This is a genomic window from Demequina rhizosphaerae (assembly GCF_000971255.1).
Taxonomy (GTDB): domain Bacteria; phylum Actinomycetota; class Actinomycetes; order Actinomycetales; family Demequinaceae; genus Demequina; species Demequina rhizosphaerae.
In genome coordinates, this window is sequence record NZ_BBMC01000002.1 from 171,916 (window position 1) to 190,676 (window position 18,761).

Annotated in this window: 17 protein-coding genes; 10 read left to right on the plus strand and 7 right to left on the minus strand. The window is 71.8% G+C overall.

The window, feature by feature from the left end:
• The first annotated feature begins 97 nt into the window (after positions 1-97).
• The 3 genes from cysK to AOM07_RS00935 all read left to right on the plus strand — a co-directional run bounded on the left by cysK (position 98) and on the right by AOM07_RS00935 (position 2,751).
• The gene (gene cysK / locus AOM07_RS00925) at positions 98-1,033 is read left to right on the plus strand and encodes a cysteine synthase A (RefSeq protein WP_062310405.1); all 936 of its coding nucleotides are present in this window, start codon (positions 98-100) and stop codon (positions 1,031-1,033) included.
• A 49-nt stretch (positions 1,034-1,082) separates the two neighbouring features.
• Positions 1,083-1,730: a serine O-acetyltransferase gene (gene cysE / locus AOM07_RS00930; protein WP_084829996.1), complete on the plus strand. Its 648-nt coding sequence runs from the start codon at positions 1,083-1,085 to the stop codon at positions 1,728-1,730.
• Between the two features lie 88 nt (positions 1,731-1,818).
• Positions 1,819-2,751, plus strand: coding sequence for an aldo/keto reductase (locus tag AOM07_RS00935; protein WP_062310408.1), 933 nt, complete (start codon positions 1,819-1,821; stop codon positions 2,749-2,751).
• Positions 2,752-2,914: 163 nt separating this feature from the next.
• Here AOM07_RS00935 and AOM07_RS00940 read toward each other — a convergent pair whose 3' ends face one another.
• On the minus strand, positions 2,915-3,415 hold the full coding sequence (locus tag AOM07_RS00940; protein WP_062310411.1) for a Dps family protein: 501 nt from the start codon (positions 3,413-3,415) through the stop codon (positions 2,915-2,917).
• 167 nt (positions 3,416-3,582) lie between these two features.
• Between AOM07_RS00940 and AOM07_RS00945 the strand changes: the two genes are divergently transcribed.
• From AOM07_RS00945 to AOM07_RS00955, 3 genes are all read left to right on the plus strand, one after another.
• On the plus strand, positions 3,583-4,092 hold the full coding sequence (locus tag AOM07_RS00945) for a CoA-binding protein (protein WP_062310414.1): 510 nt from the start codon (positions 3,583-3,585) through the stop codon (positions 4,090-4,092).
• Positions 4,093-4,177: 85 nt separating this feature from the next.
• A complete protein-coding gene (locus AOM07_RS00950; protein WP_062310417.1) occupies positions 4,178-5,446 on the plus strand; it encodes a GNAT family N-acetyltransferase in 1,269 nt (422 codons plus the stop codon).
• A gap of 102 nt (positions 5,447-5,548) precedes the next feature.
• Positions 5,549-6,808: a GNAT family N-acetyltransferase gene (locus AOM07_RS00955; RefSeq protein WP_062310420.1), complete on the plus strand. Its 1,260-nt coding sequence runs from the start codon at positions 5,549-5,551 to the stop codon at positions 6,806-6,808.
• Positions 6,809-6,940: 132 nt separating this feature from the next.
• Here AOM07_RS00955 and AOM07_RS00960 read toward each other — a convergent pair whose 3' ends face one another.
• Entirely contained in the window at positions 6,941-7,393 is a 453-nt protein-coding gene (locus AOM07_RS00960; protein WP_062311432.1) for a ribose-5-phosphate isomerase, read from the minus strand.
• A gap of 223 nt (positions 7,394-7,616) precedes the next feature.
• Between AOM07_RS00960 and AOM07_RS00965 the strand changes: the two genes are divergently transcribed.
• Both AOM07_RS00965 and AOM07_RS00970 read left to right on the plus strand, forming a co-directional pair.
• The gene (locus tag AOM07_RS00965) at positions 7,617-9,554 is read left to right on the plus strand and encodes a M13 family metallopeptidase (RefSeq protein ID WP_062310422.1); all 1,938 of its coding nucleotides are present in this window, start codon (positions 7,617-7,619) and stop codon (positions 9,552-9,554) included.
• Between the two features lie 142 nt (positions 9,555-9,696).
• Entirely contained in the window at positions 9,697-10,236 is a 540-nt protein-coding gene (locus AOM07_RS00970; protein ID WP_084829997.1) for a DUF3558 family protein, read from the plus strand.
• Between the two features lie 23 nt (positions 10,237-10,259).
• Here AOM07_RS00970 and AOM07_RS00975 read toward each other — a convergent pair whose 3' ends face one another.
• From AOM07_RS00975 to AOM07_RS00995, 5 genes are read right to left on the minus strand one after another with little or no spacing between them, the layout of a single operon-like run.
• A complete protein-coding gene (locus tag AOM07_RS00975) occupies positions 10,260-11,954 on the minus strand; it encodes an ABC transporter permease (protein WP_084829998.1) in 1,695 nt (564 codons plus the stop codon).
• On the minus strand, positions 11,951-12,871 hold the full coding sequence (locus tag AOM07_RS00980; protein ID WP_062310427.1) for an ABC transporter ATP-binding protein: 921 nt from the start codon (positions 12,869-12,871) through the stop codon (positions 11,951-11,953). The genes AOM07_RS00975 and AOM07_RS00980 overlap by 4 nt, the downstream gene beginning before the upstream one ends.
• Positions 12,861-13,538, minus strand: a complete 678-nt coding sequence (locus AOM07_RS00985) for a TetR/AcrR family transcriptional regulator (RefSeq protein WP_062310430.1) — start codon at positions 13,536-13,538, stop codon at positions 12,861-12,863. Before AOM07_RS00985 ends, AOM07_RS00980 begins: the two co-directional genes overlap by 11 nt.
• A 49-nt stretch (positions 13,539-13,587) precedes the next feature.
• Positions 13,588-15,288, minus strand: a complete 1,701-nt coding sequence (locus tag AOM07_RS00990; protein WP_062310433.1) for an alpha-glucosidase — start codon at positions 15,286-15,288, stop codon at positions 13,588-13,590.
• A gap of 33 nt (positions 15,289-15,321) precedes the next feature.
• Positions 15,322-17,166 carry an ABC transporter ATP-binding protein gene (locus AOM07_RS00995; protein ID WP_062310436.1) on the minus strand — a complete coding sequence of 615 codons (1,845 nt, stop codon included), beginning with the start codon at positions 17,164-17,166 and terminating at the stop codon, positions 15,322-15,324.
• 169 nt (positions 17,167-17,335) lie between these two features.
• On the opposite strand from AOM07_RS00995, the gene AOM07_RS01000 reads away from it, so the two are divergent.
• Positions 17,336-18,217, plus strand: coding sequence for a trypsin-like serine protease (locus tag AOM07_RS01000; RefSeq protein ID WP_062310440.1), 882 nt, complete (start codon positions 17,336-17,338; stop codon positions 18,215-18,217).
• A gap of 66 nt (positions 18,218-18,283) precedes the next feature.
• The gene (locus AOM07_RS01005) at positions 18,284-18,760 is read left to right on the plus strand and encodes a tRNA (cytidine(34)-2'-O)-methyltransferase (protein ID WP_062310443.1); all 477 of its coding nucleotides are present in this window, start codon (positions 18,284-18,286) and stop codon (positions 18,758-18,760) included.
• Position 18,761 lies beyond the last annotated feature (1 nt).

Consider the following 18,761-nt stretch of genomic DNA (forward strand, 5'->3'; position numbering starts at 1 on the left):
GCCCGCACCCAGCGCTCGCCCCGGGCATCGTTCTCGATGCTCCAGCGTTGTGCACCCCGGAACACCTACCTCTCAAGGGAAAAGAGGAATCAAGCCCATGGCACGCATCTACGAGGACGTCACCGCCCTCATCGGCAACACCCCCCTCGTCAAGATCAACCAGCTGACCGAGGGAGTCGACGCGACGGTGCTCGGCAAGCTCGAGTTCTACAACCCCGCGAACTCCGTCAAGGACCGCCTGGGCGTCGCCATCGTCGACGCCGCCGAGGCGGACGGCTCGCTCCAGCCCGGCGGCACGATCATCGAGGCGACGTCGGGCAACACCGGCATCGCGCTCGCCATGGTCGGCGCGGCGCGCGGCTACAACGTGGTCCTCACGATGCCCGAGACGATGTCGAAGGAGCGCCGCGCGCTGCTGCGGGCCTTCGGCGCGGAGCTCGTCCTCACCCCAGGCCCCGAGGGCATGCGCGGTGCGGTCGAGGCCGCCAACAAGATCGCCGAGGAGCGTCCCGGCTCGATCCTCGCCCGCCAGTTCGCGAACGAGGCCAACCCCGCGATCCACCGCCGCACCACCGCGGAGGAGATCTGGAACGACACCGACGGCGAGGTCGACATCGTCATCGCCGGCATCGGCACCGGCGGCACCATCACCGGCGTCGGCGAGGTGCTCAAGGAGCGCAAGCCGTCCGTCCAGATCATCGGCGTCGAGCCGGCCGAGTCGCCCATCCTCAACGGCGGCCAGCCCGGCCCGCACAAGATCCAGGGCATCGGCGCGAACTTCGTGCCCGAGATCCTCAACACCGAGATCTACGACGAGATCTTCGACGTCGACGCCGAGACCGCGGTCGCGACGGCCCGCGCGGCGGCCCGCAAGGAGGGCCTCCTCGTGGGCATCTCCTCGGGCGCGGCGATCCACGCCGCCATCGAGGTCGCGAAGCGCCCCGAGAACGCCGGCAAGACCATCGTCGCGATCATCCCGTCGTTCGGCGAGCGCTACCTGTCCTCGGTCCTCTACTCGGACCTCATGGACTAGTCGCGCCCTCCACGCATCACCCCAGCAGTCCCCACCCGGAGGTACCCAGATGGCAGCCGAGATCGGAGCGTTCGCCCGAGCGCTCGAGGACGTCCGCACCGCGAAGCGGCGCGACCCCGCCGCACCCGCGTGGTGGGTGATCGTGGGCTCCTACCAGGGAGTCCATGCCGTCTGGTACCACCGGGTGGCGCACTGGCTGTGGAAGCGCGGCATGCGTTCGTACGCGCGCCTCGTCTCGCAGATGGCCCGGCGGGCCACCGGCATCGAGATCCACCCCGGCGCGCAGCTGGGGCGGCGCGTGTTCATCGACCACGGCATGGGCGTGGTCATCGGCGAGACGGCGGTCGTGGGCGACGACGTCCTGATGTTCAACGGCATCAACCTGGGCGGCACCACGATGAGTCCCGGCAAGCGCCACCCCACCATCGGCGACCGGGTCGTCATCGGGGCCGGCGCCAAGGTCCTCGGCCCGCTGCGGGTGGGGCCCGACGCGCGCATCGGCGCCAACGCCGTGGTGGTCAAGGACGTGCCGGACGGCGCGACCGCGGTGGGCATCCCCGCCGTCATCCGCAACCACCCCGGACCCACGGAGGCCTCGACCGCCGCATCGGCCGTGGACTCGGGCGACTCGCACCGCCACCCCGACCCGGACGCGCCGCCGGAGCCGGTGCGCGAGCCGGCGATGTACTACATCTGAGCGGTCCCGGAGAGGCCCCTCGCCCGTGGGCGAGGGGCCTCTCCGCGTCCCTAGACTGGAGTCATCCCACCTCGAAGGAGACCAGTCGATGAAGACCTTCACCCTGCCCGGAACCGAGATCACGGCACCCGCCGTCGTGCTCGGCCTCATGCGCATCGTCGAGAAGTCCGACGAGGAGGTCCGCACCCTCGTGCAGACCGCCCTCGACGCGGGCATCGACTTCGTCGACCACGCGGACCTCTACGGCCCGCCGTACCACGGGTGCGAGCGCCGCTTCGCGGAGGCCCTCCAGCTCACGCCGTCGCAGCGCGAGGCGCTGACGATCCAGACCAAGTGCGGCATCCGCCAGCCCGGCCCGTACTTCGACTTCTCGTACGAGCACATCATCGAGTCCGTCAACGGCTCGCTCGAGGCGCTCGGCACCGACTACCTCGACATCCTGCTGCTGCACCGCCCCGACGCGCTGGTCGAGCCCGACGAGGTCGCCCGCGCCTTCGACGAGCTGCACGCGGCCGGCAAGGTGCGCCACTTCGGCGTCTCCAACCACACGCCGGGCCAGATCGAGCTGCTCAAGCGCAGCGTGCGCCAGCCGCTGGTCGCCAACCAGATCCAGCTGTCCGTCACGCACGCACCGTCGATCGCGAGCGGCATCGCCATGAACATGGGCGACCTCGACCAGTCGATCGACCGCGACAACGGCGTCGTCGACTACTGCCGCCTCAACGACATCACTCTCCAGGCGTGGTCGCCCTTCCAGTCGCGCTTCTTCAACGGCCCGTTCCTGGGCAACCCCCACTACGAGGAGCTCAACGCCGTCATCGACCGTCTCGCGTGGAAGTACGAGGTGCCCGCCGAGGCGATCGCCGTCGCGTGGCTCACCCGCCACCCCGCGCAGATGCAGGTGGTGCTCGGCACCACGACGCCGTCGCGCGTCGAGGCCGCGGCCAAGGGCGCGGACGTGCACCTCGCGCGCTCCGAGTGGTACGAGATGTTCCGCGCCGCCGGGCACACCGTGCCCTGACCTGCGAGCCGCCGGTCCAGACGACAACGGCCCACCCGTTTCGCGGGAGGCGGTCGGGCGCGGACGGACGCATGGGGAAGGCCCCCTCACCCCGGTCGGGGCGAGGGGGCCTTCGCGTGGTGCGGGGAGGCGTACGGGGACCTCCCCGGGGACGATGCGCGGGTTACGCGGACATCGAGCGCAGCATCCACGCGGCCTGCTCGTGCGCCGCGAGGCGCGCGTTGAACAGGTCCGCGGTGGCGCCGTCGCCGGCGTCCTCCGCCACCTCGACGAGCGGGCGCACGAGGCGCGCGAGCGTCTCGTGGTCGCGGGCGAGGTTGTCGACCATCGTCATCGCGTCCGTGGTGCGCTCGTTGTCCTTGATCGAGGCGTGCTCGAGGAACTCGGCGAACGAGCCCGGCGCGCCGGAGCCGAGGGCGCGCATGCGCTCGGCGAGCACGTCGGTGGCCTCCCACAGCTCCTGGTACTGCTCCTCGAAGAGCATGTGCAGCGAGCGGAAGTGCGGGCCGGTGACGTTCCAGTGGTAGCCGTGCGTCTTCACGTAGAGCGTGAACGTGTCGGACAGGACCTGCGCGAGCCCCGCGTTGATCGCCTTGAGGTCCTCCGCCTTGATACCGATCTTCGGGGTCGACTCGGTGGTCTTCACGGGCGTGGTGGCAGCCATGCGTCCTCCTCTTGTTGCGGTCCGCGGCGCCGCAGGATCACGACGCCGTCCTCTGTCGCCAACCCGCACCGGGGCCGCGGCATTCCCGGCCCCGCCAGCGCCCGCATCGCCACCCGTGACCTCCGCACCTGCCGGAATGAGACCTCACCCTGATACGTTCCGGGGGCATGGAGCACATGCGTCTCGACCACCACCGCAAGGCCGATGCCGAGCACTGCCCCGCCCCCGTCCTCGGCGACGCGCCGGGCGACGACGAGCTCGCCCTGGCGCTCGCGCGCACCAAGCGCGTCGCCGTCGTCGGCTGCTCCCCCAACCCCTCGCGGACGAGCTACCAGATCGCGGTGTGGCTCATGGAGAACACCCCGTACGAGCTGTACCTGGTCAACCCCGCCGCGGTCGGCGAGGAGATCCGCGGCCACGGCTTCTACGGCTCGCTCGCCGAGCTGCCGGTGGCCGTCGACCTCGTCGACGTCTTCCGCCGGGCCGAGTTCACCCCGGCGATCGCGGCCGCGTCGGTGGAGGTCCACGCGAAGGCGCTGTGGCTCCAGCTGGGCATCACCCACCCGGACGCGATGGCCACGGCGCGCGGCGCAGGCATGGTGGCGGTCCAGAACCGCTGCATCAAGGTCGAGTACCGCCGCCTCGCGGACCGGATCGACTCCTTCCGCACGCTCTGACGCGCGAGCGAGACGGCGCGACACGCCGCGCGACTCGCCGGGCGCGCGCCGAGGCGCCGCGGCCGCCCGGTGCCACCATGACGATATGTCCGTCACGCCCGGGTATCGCCTGATCTCTCTCGACCGCGCCCGTGCGCAGGAGATGGTCGACGTCAACGCATGGGCCTTCGTGAGCGAGCCCGAACCCGCGGACGTCCCCGAGTGGGTCGCGATGCTGCCGTTCGGGCGCATCAGGGCGATGGAGGTCGAGGACCCCACGCGCGGCGACGTCGGCTCGCTGGCGGGCGTCGCGGGCGCCTACACGTTCCGCATGCGCGTGCCGGGCGGCGACCTGGTCCCCGTCGCGGGCCTCACGTGGGTGAGCGTCCACACCGCGCATCGGCGCCGCGGCCTGCTGCGCGCCATGATGGCCGATCACCTCAGCGACGCGCGCCGCCGCGGCGAGGTCGCATCCGCGCTCTACGCGGCCGAGACCGAGATCTACCCCCGCTTCGGCTACGGGATGGCCGCGCGTCAACTCAGCGTCAAGGTCCCCCGCCACGCGACGCTTCGCGAGGTCGCCGGCGCGGACGAGCTCACCGTGCGGATCGAGACCCTCGACCGCGAACGCCACGGGCGCGTGCTCACCCTGGTCCAGCGCCGCCTCGCGCGCCCGGGCACCATGACGCTCGACGACCCGGTGGCGCTCGCCGCCCGCTTCGGCGACCCGGGCGCGAAGCGTCGAGGCAGCGAGCGGATGCGCATCGTCGTGATCGAGGAGCCCGGAGGCGCCCCGGCCGGCTACGCGATCTTCCGCCGCTCCGGCGCGTGGTCCGAGGACGGGCTCCCCGAGGGCAAGGTCGACGTGTTCCAGGCCGCGGCCGCGACGCCCGCCGCCGCGCACCGGCTGTGGAGCGTGCTGCTCGACATCGACCTCACCGCCACGGTCGAGGCCGGCCCCCTCGCCGCGGACGACCCGCTCATGTGGATGCTCGCGGACATGCGCGCCGCCCGCCCGCGCCTGCGCGACAACATCTGGCTGCGCATCGTCGACGTGCCCGCGGCGCTCACCGCGCGCGAGTACCTCTGCCCTGTCGACGCGGTCATCGAGGTGACGGACCCGCTGTTCCCCGACAACACCGGGCCCTGGCGCGTGACGTCGCGCGAGGGCACGGGCCACGTCGAGGCCGCGCCCGGGGAGGAGCCCGATCTCGTGCTGGCGGTGCAGGAGCTGAGCGCGGCCTACCTGGGCGGGGTGAGCCTCGAGTCGCTCGCCGCCGCGGGCCTTGTCGAGGAGCGCACGCCGGGTGCGCTGCACGCCCTCGCGGCGGCCTTCGAGTCGACGTCGGCGCCGGTCTGCAACCTGTTCTTCTGATACTCGCGCGGGCGCGCTCCTACCCTCTGCCAGGTCGCATTCCCCCGCGTGAGCAAGCCCACAGGATTGGGCGAGCGCGGCGCATCGTGACACCGTGGAGGCATGAAGAAGGCAGAGGGATACCGGCCCGTCTCCGTCGAGGAGGCGCGGCTCGACGAGTTCTTCGACGTCGTCCAGTGGGCGTTCGTCGGCGAGTGGCTGCGGGAGGACCGGCAGGACTATGTGGACGCGCTCCCGGTGGAGCGCGCGCGGGCGATCGAGGTGACCGATGCGCGGCGCGGCCGTGTGGGCGAGGTCGCCGCGGTGCACGCGAGCTTCGGCACCGAGATGGTGGTGCCGGGCGGGCGCAAGGTGCCCACCGCCGGCCTGTCGTGGCTGGGCGTGCACCCCGCGCATCGTCGCCGCGGGCTCATGACGCGCATGATCCACGACCACTTCGAGCGCTCGCTCGCCCGTGGGGAGGCCGTGTCCGTCCTGTACGCGATGGAGGCGCCCATCTATGCGCGCTTCGGCTACGGCATGGGCTCGCAGACCGTGAAGGCGGAGATCCCGCGCGGAGCGAAGATGTGGCCCGTCGAGGGCGCCGACGACCTCACGGTGCGGCTCGAGCGCGCGTCCTTCGACGCGCACGACGAGCTGGTCTCGGGGCTGCAGGCGCGGCTCGACCGTCCCGGCACGGTGATCAACGCGGTCGGCTCGGGACGCAACGCGCGCTTCACCGACCCGGTGGGCAACCGCCGCGGCATGGAGAAGTGGCGCCTCGCGATCGTCGAGGACGCCGGCGACCCCGTCGCGTACGCGTTCTTCCGCCGGCACGCGCGCTCCTCCGTGGGCATCCACGACGGCGTGTGCCAGGTGCGCGAGCACGGGTCGATGAGCCCGGCCGCGTCGCAGCGCCTGTGGCAGACCCTCACGGACTTCGACCTCGTCGAGACGACGATGACAGAGAACCTCGCGACCGACGACCCGCTGCTCCACCAGCTGCGCGATCCCCGTGGGGTGCGCTCGAAGGTCATCGACAACCTGTGGGTGCGCCTGCTCGATGTGCCCGTCGCGCTCGAGGCGCGCGAGTACTTCCACGACTGCGACGTCGCGGTCGAGCTCACGGACAAGCACGTGCCCGGCAACGCCGGCACGTGGCGCATCCGCATCGCCGGCGGCGAGGCGAGCGTCACGCGGACGGACGATGCGCCGGACCTGTCGATGGACATCCGCCACCTCTCCCAGTGCTACCTGGGCGGCACGTCGCTCGAGGCGCTGGTCCGGGCCGGCCTCGTGCGCGAGCACACGCCGGGCCAGGCCCGCGAGCTCGCCATCGCGATGCTGTCCCCGGTCGCGCCGCTGGCCAACTGGGACTTCTGAGGGCCGCGCCGGCGCAGCGCAATCTGACGCCGGCTCACGCGCACCGTGGCGGGTGCGCCGAGAAGCACGAAGCGCTCGTGCTCCCCAGGCCGAGGAGCGCGAGCGCTTCGTCGTGCGTGCGAGGGGCGCGCGTCAGCGCTGCGCCTCGAAGTCCTTCATGAGGTCGATGCGGCGCTGGTGGCGCTCGTCGCCGGAGAAGGGCTCCGCGATGAACGCGTCGGCGATCGCGGTGGCGTCCTCGAGCGAGTGCATGCGGGCGCCGATCGAGCCGATCTGGGCGTCGTTGTGCTGGCGCGCGAGCTTCGCGGTCTCGACGGACCAGATGAGCGCGGCGCGGATGCCGGTGACGCGGTTGGCGGCCAACTGCTCGCCGTTGCCCGAGCCGCCGATGACGATGCCCAGGTCGGCGCCGTCGCTCGCGGCCACGGCCTCGGCGGCGGCGATGCACATGGGCGGGTAGTCGTCGAGCGCGTCGTACTCGTACGCGCCGTGGTCGACCACCTCGTGGCCGGCCTCGGTGAGGTGGGAGGCGAGGTGCTGCTTGAGCTCGAAGCCCGCGTGGTCCGCGGCGATGTGGATGCGCATGGCGCCCATTCTGCCAGCGCTCGCGACGTCGACTGCCAATGGCCAAGGTGTCGACTGCCAATGACAAAGGTGAAGGACGATGCGCGAGGGACGGATGGGGATCGCCGTGCGCGTCCCTCGGGTCCCACCGGTCACTTCTGTCATTGGGAATCATCCGGGGCGCGGGCTCGCCGTGAGCGAAACGGCCCGGCCCCGCGCATCGTCCACCCCTAGGGTGAGAGGCATGACGCTCCACTCCGGCATCGACCAGTCCGAGTTCTCCCCGACCGTCCGCGCGCAGGACGACTTCTTCCGGTACGTCTCCGGGCCGTGGGAGGCGACGCACGAGATCCCGGGCGACCGCTCCGCGGACGGCTCGTTCTACACGCTGCGCGACGAGGCGGAGAAGCAGGTCCGCGTCATCATCGAGGAGGCGTCGCGCGAGAGCCAGATCGGCGCGCTGTACGCGTCGTTCATGGACGTCGACCGCGTCAACGCGCTCGGCGTCACCCCCCTCGAGCCCGACCTCGCGAAGGTCGACGCCGCCACCACCCACGAGGAGCTCGCCCGCGCGATGGGCGAGCTGCAGCGCGACGGCGTCTCCGGCGCGGTCGGCTACTACGTGTTCGCGGACCGCCTCGACCCCGACCGCAACGTCGTCTACCTGGGCCAGTCCGGCATCGGCCTGCCCGACGAGGCGTACTACCGCGACGAGGCGCACGCCGCCGCTCTCGAGAAGTACGTCGCCCACGTCGACCGCATGGCGGGCCTCACGGGCCTCGCGTTCGACTCGTCCACCGTGGTGGGCCTCGAGACCGCGATCGCGCGCGAGCACTGGGACGTGGTGAAGACCCGCGAGGCGGAGCTCACGCACAACCCCACCACGCTCGACGGCCTCGGCACCGACGCCCCAGGCTTCACGTGGGACGCCTGGTCCGAGGCGATCCGCATGCCGGAGACCGCGCACGGGCTGCTCGTGGTCGGCGAGCCGTCGTACTTCACCGCGTTCGCGAAGATCTGGGCCGAGACCGACCTCGACACCTGGAAGGCGTACCTGCGCTGGCGCATCGTCAACTCGCGCGCCGCGTACCTCACCGAGGAGCTCTCCAAGGCGAACTTCGACTTCTACGGCACCGTGCTGTCGGGCGCGACCGAGCAGCGCGAGCGCTGGAAGCGCGCCGTCAGCCTGGTCGAGGGCGTCGCGGGCGAGCTCGTGGGCCAGGAGTACGTGTCGCGGCACTTCCCGCCGGCCTACAAGGAGCAGATGGACGCGCTCGTCGCGAACCTCATCGAGGCGTACCGCGTGTCGATCGAGGACCTCGACTGGATGACGCCGGCCACCAAGGACAAGGCGCTCGAGAAGCTGCGCCAGTTCACGCCCAAGATCGGCTACCCGGACAAGTGGCGCGACTACACGGGCCTCGAGGTCTCCCCCGACGACCTCGTGGGCAACGTGCGCGCCGCGAGCGCGTTCGAGGAGGACTGGGAGTGGGGCAAGATCGGCAAGCCGGTCGACCGCTCCGAGTGGCTCATGACCCCGCAGACGGTCAACGCGTACTACCTGCCGGTCGCGAACGAGATCGTGTTCCCGGCCGCGATCCTGCAGCCGCCGTTCTTCCACCCCGACGCGGACGACGCGGTCAACTACGGCGGCATCGGCTCGGTCATCGGCCACGAGATCGGCCACGGCTTCGACGACCAGGGCTCGAAGTACTCGGGCACCGGCGCGCTCGAGGACTGGTGGACCGAGGACGACCGCAGCGCGTTCATGGAGCGCGCCAAGACGCTCATCGAGCAGTACAACGGCTACTCGCCGAAGCAGCTCGAGGGCTCGCACCACGTCAACGGCGCGCTCACCGTGGGCGAGAACATCGGCGACCTCGCGGGCGTCGAGATCTCCCTCAAGGCCTACGAGATCGCGCTCGGCCACCCCATCGCGGAGGCGCCCGAGGTCGACGGCCTCACCGCGGTCCAGCGCTTCTTCATCGGCTACGCGCTCACCGAGCGCATGAAGGTCCGCTCCGAGGCGCTCGTCACGCGCCTCGCGACGGACCCGCACTCCCCCAGCGAGTTCCGCGTCAACGGCATCGTCCGCAACATGGACGCCTGGTACGAGGCGTTCGGCGTCGGCTCCGAGGACGAGCTGTGGCTCGCGCCCGAGGAGCGCGTCTCCATCTGGTGACCCTCTCGCCGCCGGGGCCCCAGCCCGCGTGTCGGACCGATCGCGGATCGGTCCGGCACGCGGGCTGTTCCGTGCTCGCGGGTCGGGTCGGTCGCCGATCCGTCCGACACTGGGGACGGAGGTGGTGACGGTGGGAGGGACGATGCGGCGGTCGCCGGCCGTGGCGCTCGCCGGGATGCTGGGTCTGGCGGGCATGCTCGCCGGGTGCGCGGACGGCGGCGGCACCGCCGAGCCGGCATCGTCCGCGCCGTCCGCCGTCGCCGAGGCGACCGCACCCGCGGGCACCCTCCCCGATCCGTGCGAACTGCTGTCGGCCGCGGACATCGAGGCCGCGTCCGGCGTCGCGTTCGGCGAGGGCATGCTCGTCGAGGACGTCGCCGCCGAGGACCGGGCGTCGTGCGTGTGGAACGCCGTCGACAGCCCGCTCCCCATCGTCCAGGTGCTCGTGGTCGCGGGCGCCGATCTGGCGGCCTCGCAGCGGGAGTCCGCAGAGGAGTGGATGGGCGAGTCCGCCGACGTCGACGTGGCGGGCGCCACCGACGCGTACGAGGTCGGCCAGGGCACGATCCTGGGCATGCAGGTGGGCGACCTCTTCGTCGAGGTGTCGTTCATGTCCGCCGACGAGGGCGACCTCACCGACACGACGGTCGCGATCGCGGAGCTGGCGATCGCGAGCATGTAGGCGCGCGAGCGCGGGCAGCCGGATCAGCTCAGCGCGACATCGCGCCGCGCGAAGCGGGCGATCCCCGCCCACGCCAGCCCGACGCCGACGATCGTCATGACCACCAGCGGCGTCCAGTCCATCGACTCGGCGGGCAGCGTCGGGGTGGCGGAGAACGGCAGGACGGCCAGCGCCCAGTCGGGCAGGTTCAGGGCGTCGCCGATGACCATGACCATCCACAGCGCGCCGACGGCTCCCCACGACAGCGCGATCGCAAGGCGCGGCAGGTACCCGAACAGCGCGACGGCGAGGCCGGCGACCACGGTGACGGCCGGCCAGTACGCCAGCGCGGCACCCATCAGCCGCATCGTCTGAGAGGAGTCGTCGATCGTCGCGCCGTAGCCGAGCCCGAGCAGCGCACCCCCGACGGCGAGCAGCACGAGCGAACCGACCGCAGGGATCACCAACCGCATCAGGGCCCAGCGCGTCCGGGAGAGGGCGCCCGCGAGCTGCGCCTCGACGATCCCGCTCGCCTCGTCGGCGCGCAGCTGCGTGGCGGACTGCACCGCGAAGACCGCGGTGAGGAGCGCGATCATCCCGGCGAGCAGGCCCAGCAGCTCGTCGATGCCCGCGCCCTGGAGGATCGCGGCCATGCTGTCCCCCGCGTCGTCCAGGAGATCGGTCATCTCCTCGGCGACGGAGCCGAACAGCATCGCGCTGAGCACGATCGCGATCGACCAGCCGATCAGCGGTCCCCGCTGGAGCCGCAGCGCGAGCCCGAGCGGCGACGCGTACCGGGCCGGCGCGTCGGACCGCCCGGCGCGGTCGGGCAGCAGCCCGGCGCCGTGGTCGCGCCGCTCCTCGATCAGCCATGCCGCGGCGAGCAGCACGGCGGTCAGCAGCACCATCAGCCCGAACGGCCACCAGCGGTTCGCGCCCCACGGCGCCATCTCCTGACCCCAGCCGAAGGGCGAGGCCCATGTGAGCGCGCCGTCGCCGAGGTCGCCGATCATGCGCAGCACGTAGAAGCCGACGACCACGATCGAGCCGAGCGCGTTCGCGCCCCGCGATGTCGAGGCGAGCTGCCCGACCAGGGCCCCCACCCCGAGGGCGACGAGCCCGACGCCGGCCAGCGAGGCGCCGAGCACCCACGAGCCCGTGGTCCCCGCATCGTCCGGGTCCAGGCCCAGCGCGATCGAGGCGACCGCCACCGCCAGCCCGATCGCGAGCGACAGCGTCGCGAGCACGGTCCAGGCCGCGACGGCCCGCGCATGGTTGCCGAGCATCCTGGAGCGCAGCAGCTCGGTGCGGCCCAGCTCCTCGTCGGCGCGACCGTTGCGGGTGACGAGGAAGACGATGCCGAGCGCGAGCGCGACCGCGCACGTCATCCAGATCTTGGTCCACACCGCGCCGCCGAGGGTGTCGGGTGCCGCCGCGAGACCGGTGAGCGCCTTGATTCCCGGGTTGTCGGAGATCGCCGCGAAGTCGTCGAGCGACTCCTGCGTCGTGAAGACGTCCCCGAAGTAGCGCGCGATGTAGGCGAACAGGCCGACGACGACCAGGAACCACACGCCCAGCCGCACCCGGTTGCGGCGCACCATGAAGCCGATGCTCGCGCGCAGGCCCGCCAGCCCGTCGGCCGGGGGACGATGCCTCGACGCGCCCGGCGCCCGACGATCCGGGTGGTCGGGGCGACGCGGCTGCTCGGGACGCGCGGCGGCGTCCACCCGGGTGCTCATCGCGCGCCTCCGTGGTGGACGGCGGCGAGCTCGTCGTCGTAGTGGCGCAGGAACAGGTCCTCGAGCGAGGGCGGGCTCGCGACGAGGGAGCGGGGCTTCAGGCGGGCGACCTCGGCGAGGACGGCGGGCAGCGCATCGTCGTCCACGGCGAAGGACGTGTGGCCGTCCTCCGTGGAGAGGTCGTGGACCCCCGGCAGCGCGGCGAGCGCGTCGGCTCCCGAGTCGAGCACGGTCGTCACCTGCGTGCGGGTGAGGTGCCGCAGGTCCGCGAGCGTCCCGGACTCGACGGTCTCGCCCTCGCGGATGATGACCACCCGGTCGGCGAGCGTCTCCACCTCCGTGAAGATGTGGCTGGACAGGAGCACGGACCGGCCCTCGGCCTTGACCTCCCGGATCGACTCCTGGAACGCGGCCTCCATGATCGGGTCCAGGCCGCTGGTGGGCTCGTCGAGCAGCAGCAGCGGGGCCCGAGAGGCGAGCGCGGCGACGAGCGCGACCTTCTGCCGGTTGCCCTTCGAGTACGCGCGGGCCTTCTTGGTCGGGTCCAGGTCGAACCGCTCCAGCATCGTCCGCTTGCGCTCCGGCTCCAGCGGTCCCGACAGCCTGCACAGGATGTCGATCGTCTCCCCGCCGGTGAGGTTCGGCCACAGCGTCACATCGCCGGGGACGTATGCGAGGTCGCGGTGGAGGCGCACCGCGTCGGTCCACGGGTCGCCGCCCAGCAGGCTGGCCGTCCCGGCGTCGGAGCGCAGCAGCCCCAGCAGCACCCGGATCGTCGTCGTCTTGCCCGAGCCGTTCGGCCCCAGGAAGCCCGTCACCTGCCCGACGGGCGCCGCGAGATCGAGCCCTCGCAGCGCATGGACCCGTCCGAAGCTCTTGTGAAGGCCCTGGATCTCGACTGCCATCTCAGCGGTCATGGGTGGTTCCTCCTTCTGGGGACTCCGCATGGGTGAGGTACTGCTCGAGCAGGGTGTCGTCGGTGAGCAGCCCCTCGGTGTACAGCTCGAGCGTGGGAAGGATCTGGTCCTGCCCCGCGGCCTGGAGCGAGGCGACGAACTCGTCCGGGGTCGCGCCGGGCATGGTGATGAACTGGACGAGCATCGCGCCGGTGGCCTGGTAGGCGAGGTAGCGCAGGCGGGCCTCCTCGTCGCGCGACGGGCGGACCATGCCCGCGGTCACCGCCCGCGCCATCACACCGCGGGCGTTGTCGATGAGCCGCTCCAGGAAGTCGTGCGCGGCGGGCCCGCCCGCGTGCACCGCGCGCAGCATGTAGACCAGCACCTCGGCGTTCGCCCCCGGCGAGGCGAGGAGGTGCCCGATGCTGCCCGCCGGCTGGTCGATCGCGTCGTTCTTCACCTCGGAGTAGCGGCGCAGCACCTCGTCGTCGCACTCCGCCCGCAGCCCGGCCTTGGATCCGAAGTGGTGGGTGATGAGACCGGGCGAGACGTCGGCCTTCTGCGCGATCCTGCGGACCGAGGCGTCGAAGCCCTCGTCCGCGAAGCACCGGATCGCGACGTCGCGGATGCGGGCCCGCGCCGTGAGGTCCGCGTCCTCACGCGCTGCCGAATGCGCGACTATACGCATGTACAACATGCTAGACACGCGACCAGTCGCGGTCAACGGACGTGGATCGTCACCGCGCGAGGTAGACGCGCGCCTCCCACGGGCCCAGCGGGATCTCGCCCGCGCCGGCCGGATACGGAGTCGCATCCGCGCCGAGGTTGTGCAGGATCAGCGCGCCGTGGGCCACGTCGACCATGGCCACGGCATCCGCGCCCGACAGGTTCACCGCGACCGTCATGACCGTGCCGTCGAGCGCGCGCCGGTACGCGAACACCTGCGGGTCCTCGGGCAGCAGCATCTCGAAGCTGCCGTGGGCCACCACGTCCTCGGAATGCCGCAGCGCGATGAGCGCCCTGTAGAACGACGCGACCGAGTCCGGGTCGTCGCGCTGCGCCTCGGCGTTGAGCCACGTGTGGTTGCGCGTCACCGGCAGCCACGGCGTGCCGGCGGTGAAGCCCGCGTGCGCGGACGCGTCCCACTGCACCGGGGTGCGCGCGTTGTCGCGGCTCTGGGCCGCGAGCCCGTCCATGATCCGCTCGATCGGCACGTCCATCTCGCGCAGCTCGTCGTACGCGCCCAGCGACTCGATGTCGTGGTACTCGTCGATCGACGTGAAGCCGGCGTTCGTCATGCCGATCTCCTCGCCCTGGTAGATGTACGGCGTGCCGCGCATGAGGTGCAGCACCGCGGCGAGGGCCTTGGCGGACGCGGCCCAGTGGTCGCGGTCGTCGCCGAAGCGCGACACGACGCGGGGCTGGTCGTGGTTGTCCCAGTACAGCGAGTTCCACCCGCGCTCCGCGAGCGCCGCCTGCCAGCGCCCGAGGATCGACTTGAGGCGCACGAGGTCGAGCGGCTGGGGGTCGAACTTGCCGAGCGGGCCGTGGTCCACGTCGACGTGCTCGAACTGGAACACCATGTCGACCTCGCGGCGCGCGGCGTCGGTGAAGAGCACCGCGTCGTCCACCGTGACCCCGGGCATCTCGCCCACGGTGAGGAAGCGCCCCTCCCGCCCCTCGAACACCTCGCGGTGCATCTCGTGGAGGAACTCGTGGTTGCGCGGGCCGCACGCGTACAGCGGGAAGCCGTTGCCGAGCCCGCCAGGCAACGGCTCGCCGTCGCGCAGCGGCAGGGTCTTCGAGATGAGGTTGATGACGTCCATCCGGAAGCCGTCGACGCCGCGGTCGAGCCACCAGTTCATCATCGCGTAGACGGCGTGGCGGACCTCGGGGTTCTCCCAGTTGAGGTCCGGCTGCTTCTGGTGGAACAGGTGGAGGTAGTACTCCCCCGACTCCTCGTCGAAGGCCCACGACGGGCCCGAGAAGAAGGCGCGCCAGTTGGTCGGCTCGGCGCCCGTGCCGCCGGGCTCGAAGCCCTCGCGCGGCGGCCGCCACCAGTACCAGTCGCGCTTGGGGCTGCGCTTCGACGAGCGCGACTCGAGGAACCACGGGTGCTCGTCCGACGTGTGGTTGACCACGAGGTCCATGACGATCTTCATGCCGCGCGCGTGCGCCGCCGTGAGCAGCGCGTCGAAGTCCTCGAGGTCGCCGAACGTCGGGTCGATGGCCTGGTAGTCGGAGATGTCGTAGCCGTTGTCGGCCTGCGGCGACGCGTAGATGGGCGACAGCCAGATGACGTCGACGCCCAGCCACTCGAGGTGGTCGAGCCGCGACCGGATCCCCTGCAGATCGCCGATGCCGTCGCCGTCCGAGTCCTGGAAGCTCCGCGGGTACACCTGGTACACCACCGCGGACTTCCACCAGTCGTCGCTCACGGCCTCTCCTCTCGCCTCGTCGCCTCACCCACCCTAGTCGGACTGGCGCGCCGCGAGCCGGGCGTAGAGGCCGTCCGCCGCGACCAGCGCGGCGTGCGTGCCGGACTCGACGATGCGGCCGCGCTCGACGACGTGGATGACGTCCGCGTCGCGGATGGTGGAGAGACGATGCGCGACCACGAGGGTGGTGCGGCCCTCCGCCGCGCGGTCGAGGGCGGCCTGGACCACGTGCTCCGAGACCGTGTCGAGGGCGCTCGTCGCCTCGTCGAGCAGCAGCACGGGCGGGTCCTTGAGCAGCACGCGCGCGATCGCGACGCGCTGCTTCTCGCCGCCGGAGAGCCGGTAGCCGCGCTCCCCCACGATCGTGTCGTAGCCGTCCTCGAAGCCCAGGATCGCGTCGTGGATGTCGGCGCGCCGGCACGCGTCCTCGAGCTCGGCATCCGTCGCGTCGGGACGCGCGTAGCGGAGGTTCTCGGCGATGCTCGCGTGGAAGAGGTACGTCTCCTGGCTCACCACGCCCACGTGGTCGACCACGGACTCGTGGCGCAGCCGTCGCACGTCCTCGCCGGCGAAGCGCACCTCGCCGGCGGTCGCCTCGTGCAGGCGCGCGGCGAGGTAGACGATCGTGGTCTTGCCCGCGCCGGAGGGGCCGACGAAGGCGTGCGTGGTGCCCGGCTCGACGCGGAAGGACACCCCGTCCAGGGTGGGCGGCGCATCGTCCCGTGCCCCGGGATAGCGGAAGACGACGTCGCGGAACTCGACGGCGCCCAGGGGTCCCGGGGCGTCCTCGACCGCGACCGCGTCGTCGGCGTCGCGGATCGCGGGCTCGAGGTCGAGGTACTCGAAGATGCGCGCGAAGAGGGCGCGCGAGGTCTGCACCTCGAGCGCGACCCGCATGAGCGCCATGAGCGGGAACAGCAGGCGCGCCTGGACGGCCGTGAACGCGACGATGGTGCCCGCCGTGAGGGCGGTCGAGCCGCGGCTCATGAGCACGCCGGCCGCGAGGTAGATGACCGCCGGGACCGAGGACATCATCACCGACACGAGCCCGAAGAACCACTGGCCGGTCATCGCCTGCTGGACCTGGAGGCGGATCTGGGTGGCGTTCTCCTTGCGGAAGCGGTCGGTCTCGAGGCGCTGCCGGTTGTAGACCTTCGACAGCATGATGCCGCTGACGGACAGCGTCTCCTGGGTGATCGCAGTGAGCTCGGACAGCGACTCCTGCGTGCGGGCCGCGATGCGCGCGCGGATCCGTCCCACGCGCCGCTGCACCACCACGAGCGCGGGCATGAGGATCACCGCGAGCACCGTGAGGCGCCAGTCGAGCAGCACCATCGCGACGAGGCTCGCGGCGACGGTGACGGTGTTGCCGACGATGCTCGACACGAACGTGGTGAGCACGCCCGAGACGCCGCCGACGTCGTTCTGGAGGCGCGACTGGATCACGCCGGTCTTGGTGCGCGTGAAGAACGCGAGCTCCATCGACTGGAGGCGCGCGAACAGCCGCTCGCGCAGGTCGCCGGTGACGCGGTTGCCCACCGAGGACGTGAGGTACGTCTGCCAGATCTGCAGGCCCGCGGCGACGAGGTAGATGGCGATCATGATGCCGACGAGCTCCGCGAGCAGCCCGAGACGCAGGCCTCCGCTCGACGGGAACAGCGCGTCGTCGAAGATGCGCTCGACGATGAGCGGCGGGATCACGGTCGCGCCCGCGGCCGCGACCACGAGGATCGCGGTGGTGAGCAGCGCACCGCGGTAGGGCCGGAACAGCGCGACGACGCGCGGCCACAGGTCGGGGATGTCCGGGGCCTCCGCGTTGAGGGCGCGCTGCGCCTCCTCGTCGCGGCTGGCGATGCCGCGACCCGGCATGCCGCCCATGGCGGCGCGGCGGCTCCCGGCGGGAGCGGGATGGCTCATGTCGACAGCCTAGGTCCCCTGGCAGACGGCGAAGTGTAGGGCTTTGGTGACAATTGCGCGTTCCGAGATGTTTTACCCCTAACGTGGCGTTCCGGACCCACCCCGGGGTCCGACGTGAGGAAGGAACGCAATGACCCGCAGGATCCTTACCCTGGGCACCGTCGCCGCCGCCACCCTGGCAGCAGCGGTCGCCACCCCCGCGGCCGCCGTGACCGACGGCGACTTCGACGGGAACGGCCACCCCAACGTCGGGATGATCGTCTTCTACGCGCCCGACGGCGCCGGCGACGTCCACCGCTACCGGTGCAGCGCGACCCTCGTCTCCGAGACCGTCCTCCTCACCGCCGCGCACTGCACGGACGGCACCGTGGGCGACACGATCGTGAGCTTCGACCCGGTCATCGCCGAGGAGCCGCCGAGCGGCCTGCCCGAGGCCGACCCCGCGACCGGCTACGTCGGCGACCAGGTCGACGAGCAGGGACGCACGTGGGAGGCCGGCACCGCCCACACGGCGCCGGGCTACTCCGACTTCACCGACCTCAAGAACTGGAACGACTACGGCGTCGTCGTGCTCGACGACCCCATCACCGACATCGAGCCCGCGACGGTCGCGCCCACCGGCTACCTCGACACGTTCAAGCAGCCCGCGCTCAACAAGACGATCTTCACGACCGTCGGCTACGGCACCGAGGTCCGCAAGGCCGAGAGCGGCCCGCAGAAGCCCACGCCGATGTCGTACCCGATCATCCGCCGCGTCGCGCAGGAGCCCGGCCAGAAGCTCACGCCGCAGATCCTGCAGGTCAACGGCAACGGCAAGGACAACCGCGGCACCGGCGGCACGTGCTTCGGCGACTCGGGCGGCCCGACCTTCAAGGACGGCTACCTGGTCGCGGTGACCAGCTACGGCTACACGTCCAACTGCCGCTACCTCGACGGCCTCCAGCGCGTCGACATCGACGAGGCGGCCGCCTTCCTCGCCGACTTCGGGGTCGAGCCCGCCACGCTCGGCTGACCCGCGCATCGTCCGGCGGCCGTCCCCACGCCGGGGGCGGCCGCCGGCCCGTGCCACACTGGCGGCATGCCCGCCGCCCTCCCGTCGATCGCCTTCTTCGAGCCCCGCATCCCCGAGAACACGGGCAACGCGATCCGCCTGTCCGCCGTCACGGGCGCGCCGCTGCGCCTGGTCGAGCCGCTCGGCTTCGAGCTCGAGGACTCGAAGCTCCGCCGCGCCGGGCTGGACTACCACGACCTTGCGAACGTCACCGTGCACCCCGACCTCGACGCGATGCTCGACGCGCTGCCGGAGGCGCGCGTCTTCGCGTTCACCGCGCGGGCCGGCACCACCTACACCGACGTCGCGTACGAGCCGGGCGACATCCTGCTGTTCGGGCCCGAGCCCACGGGGCTGCCGCAGGAGGTCATGGACCACCCACGGGTGACGTCGCTCGTGAGGATCCCGATGCTGGCGAGCCGCCGCTCGCTCAACCTCGCGAACTGCGCGTCGATCGTCATCTACGAGGCCGCGCGCCAGCTCGGCTTCGGCGACATGGAGTGAG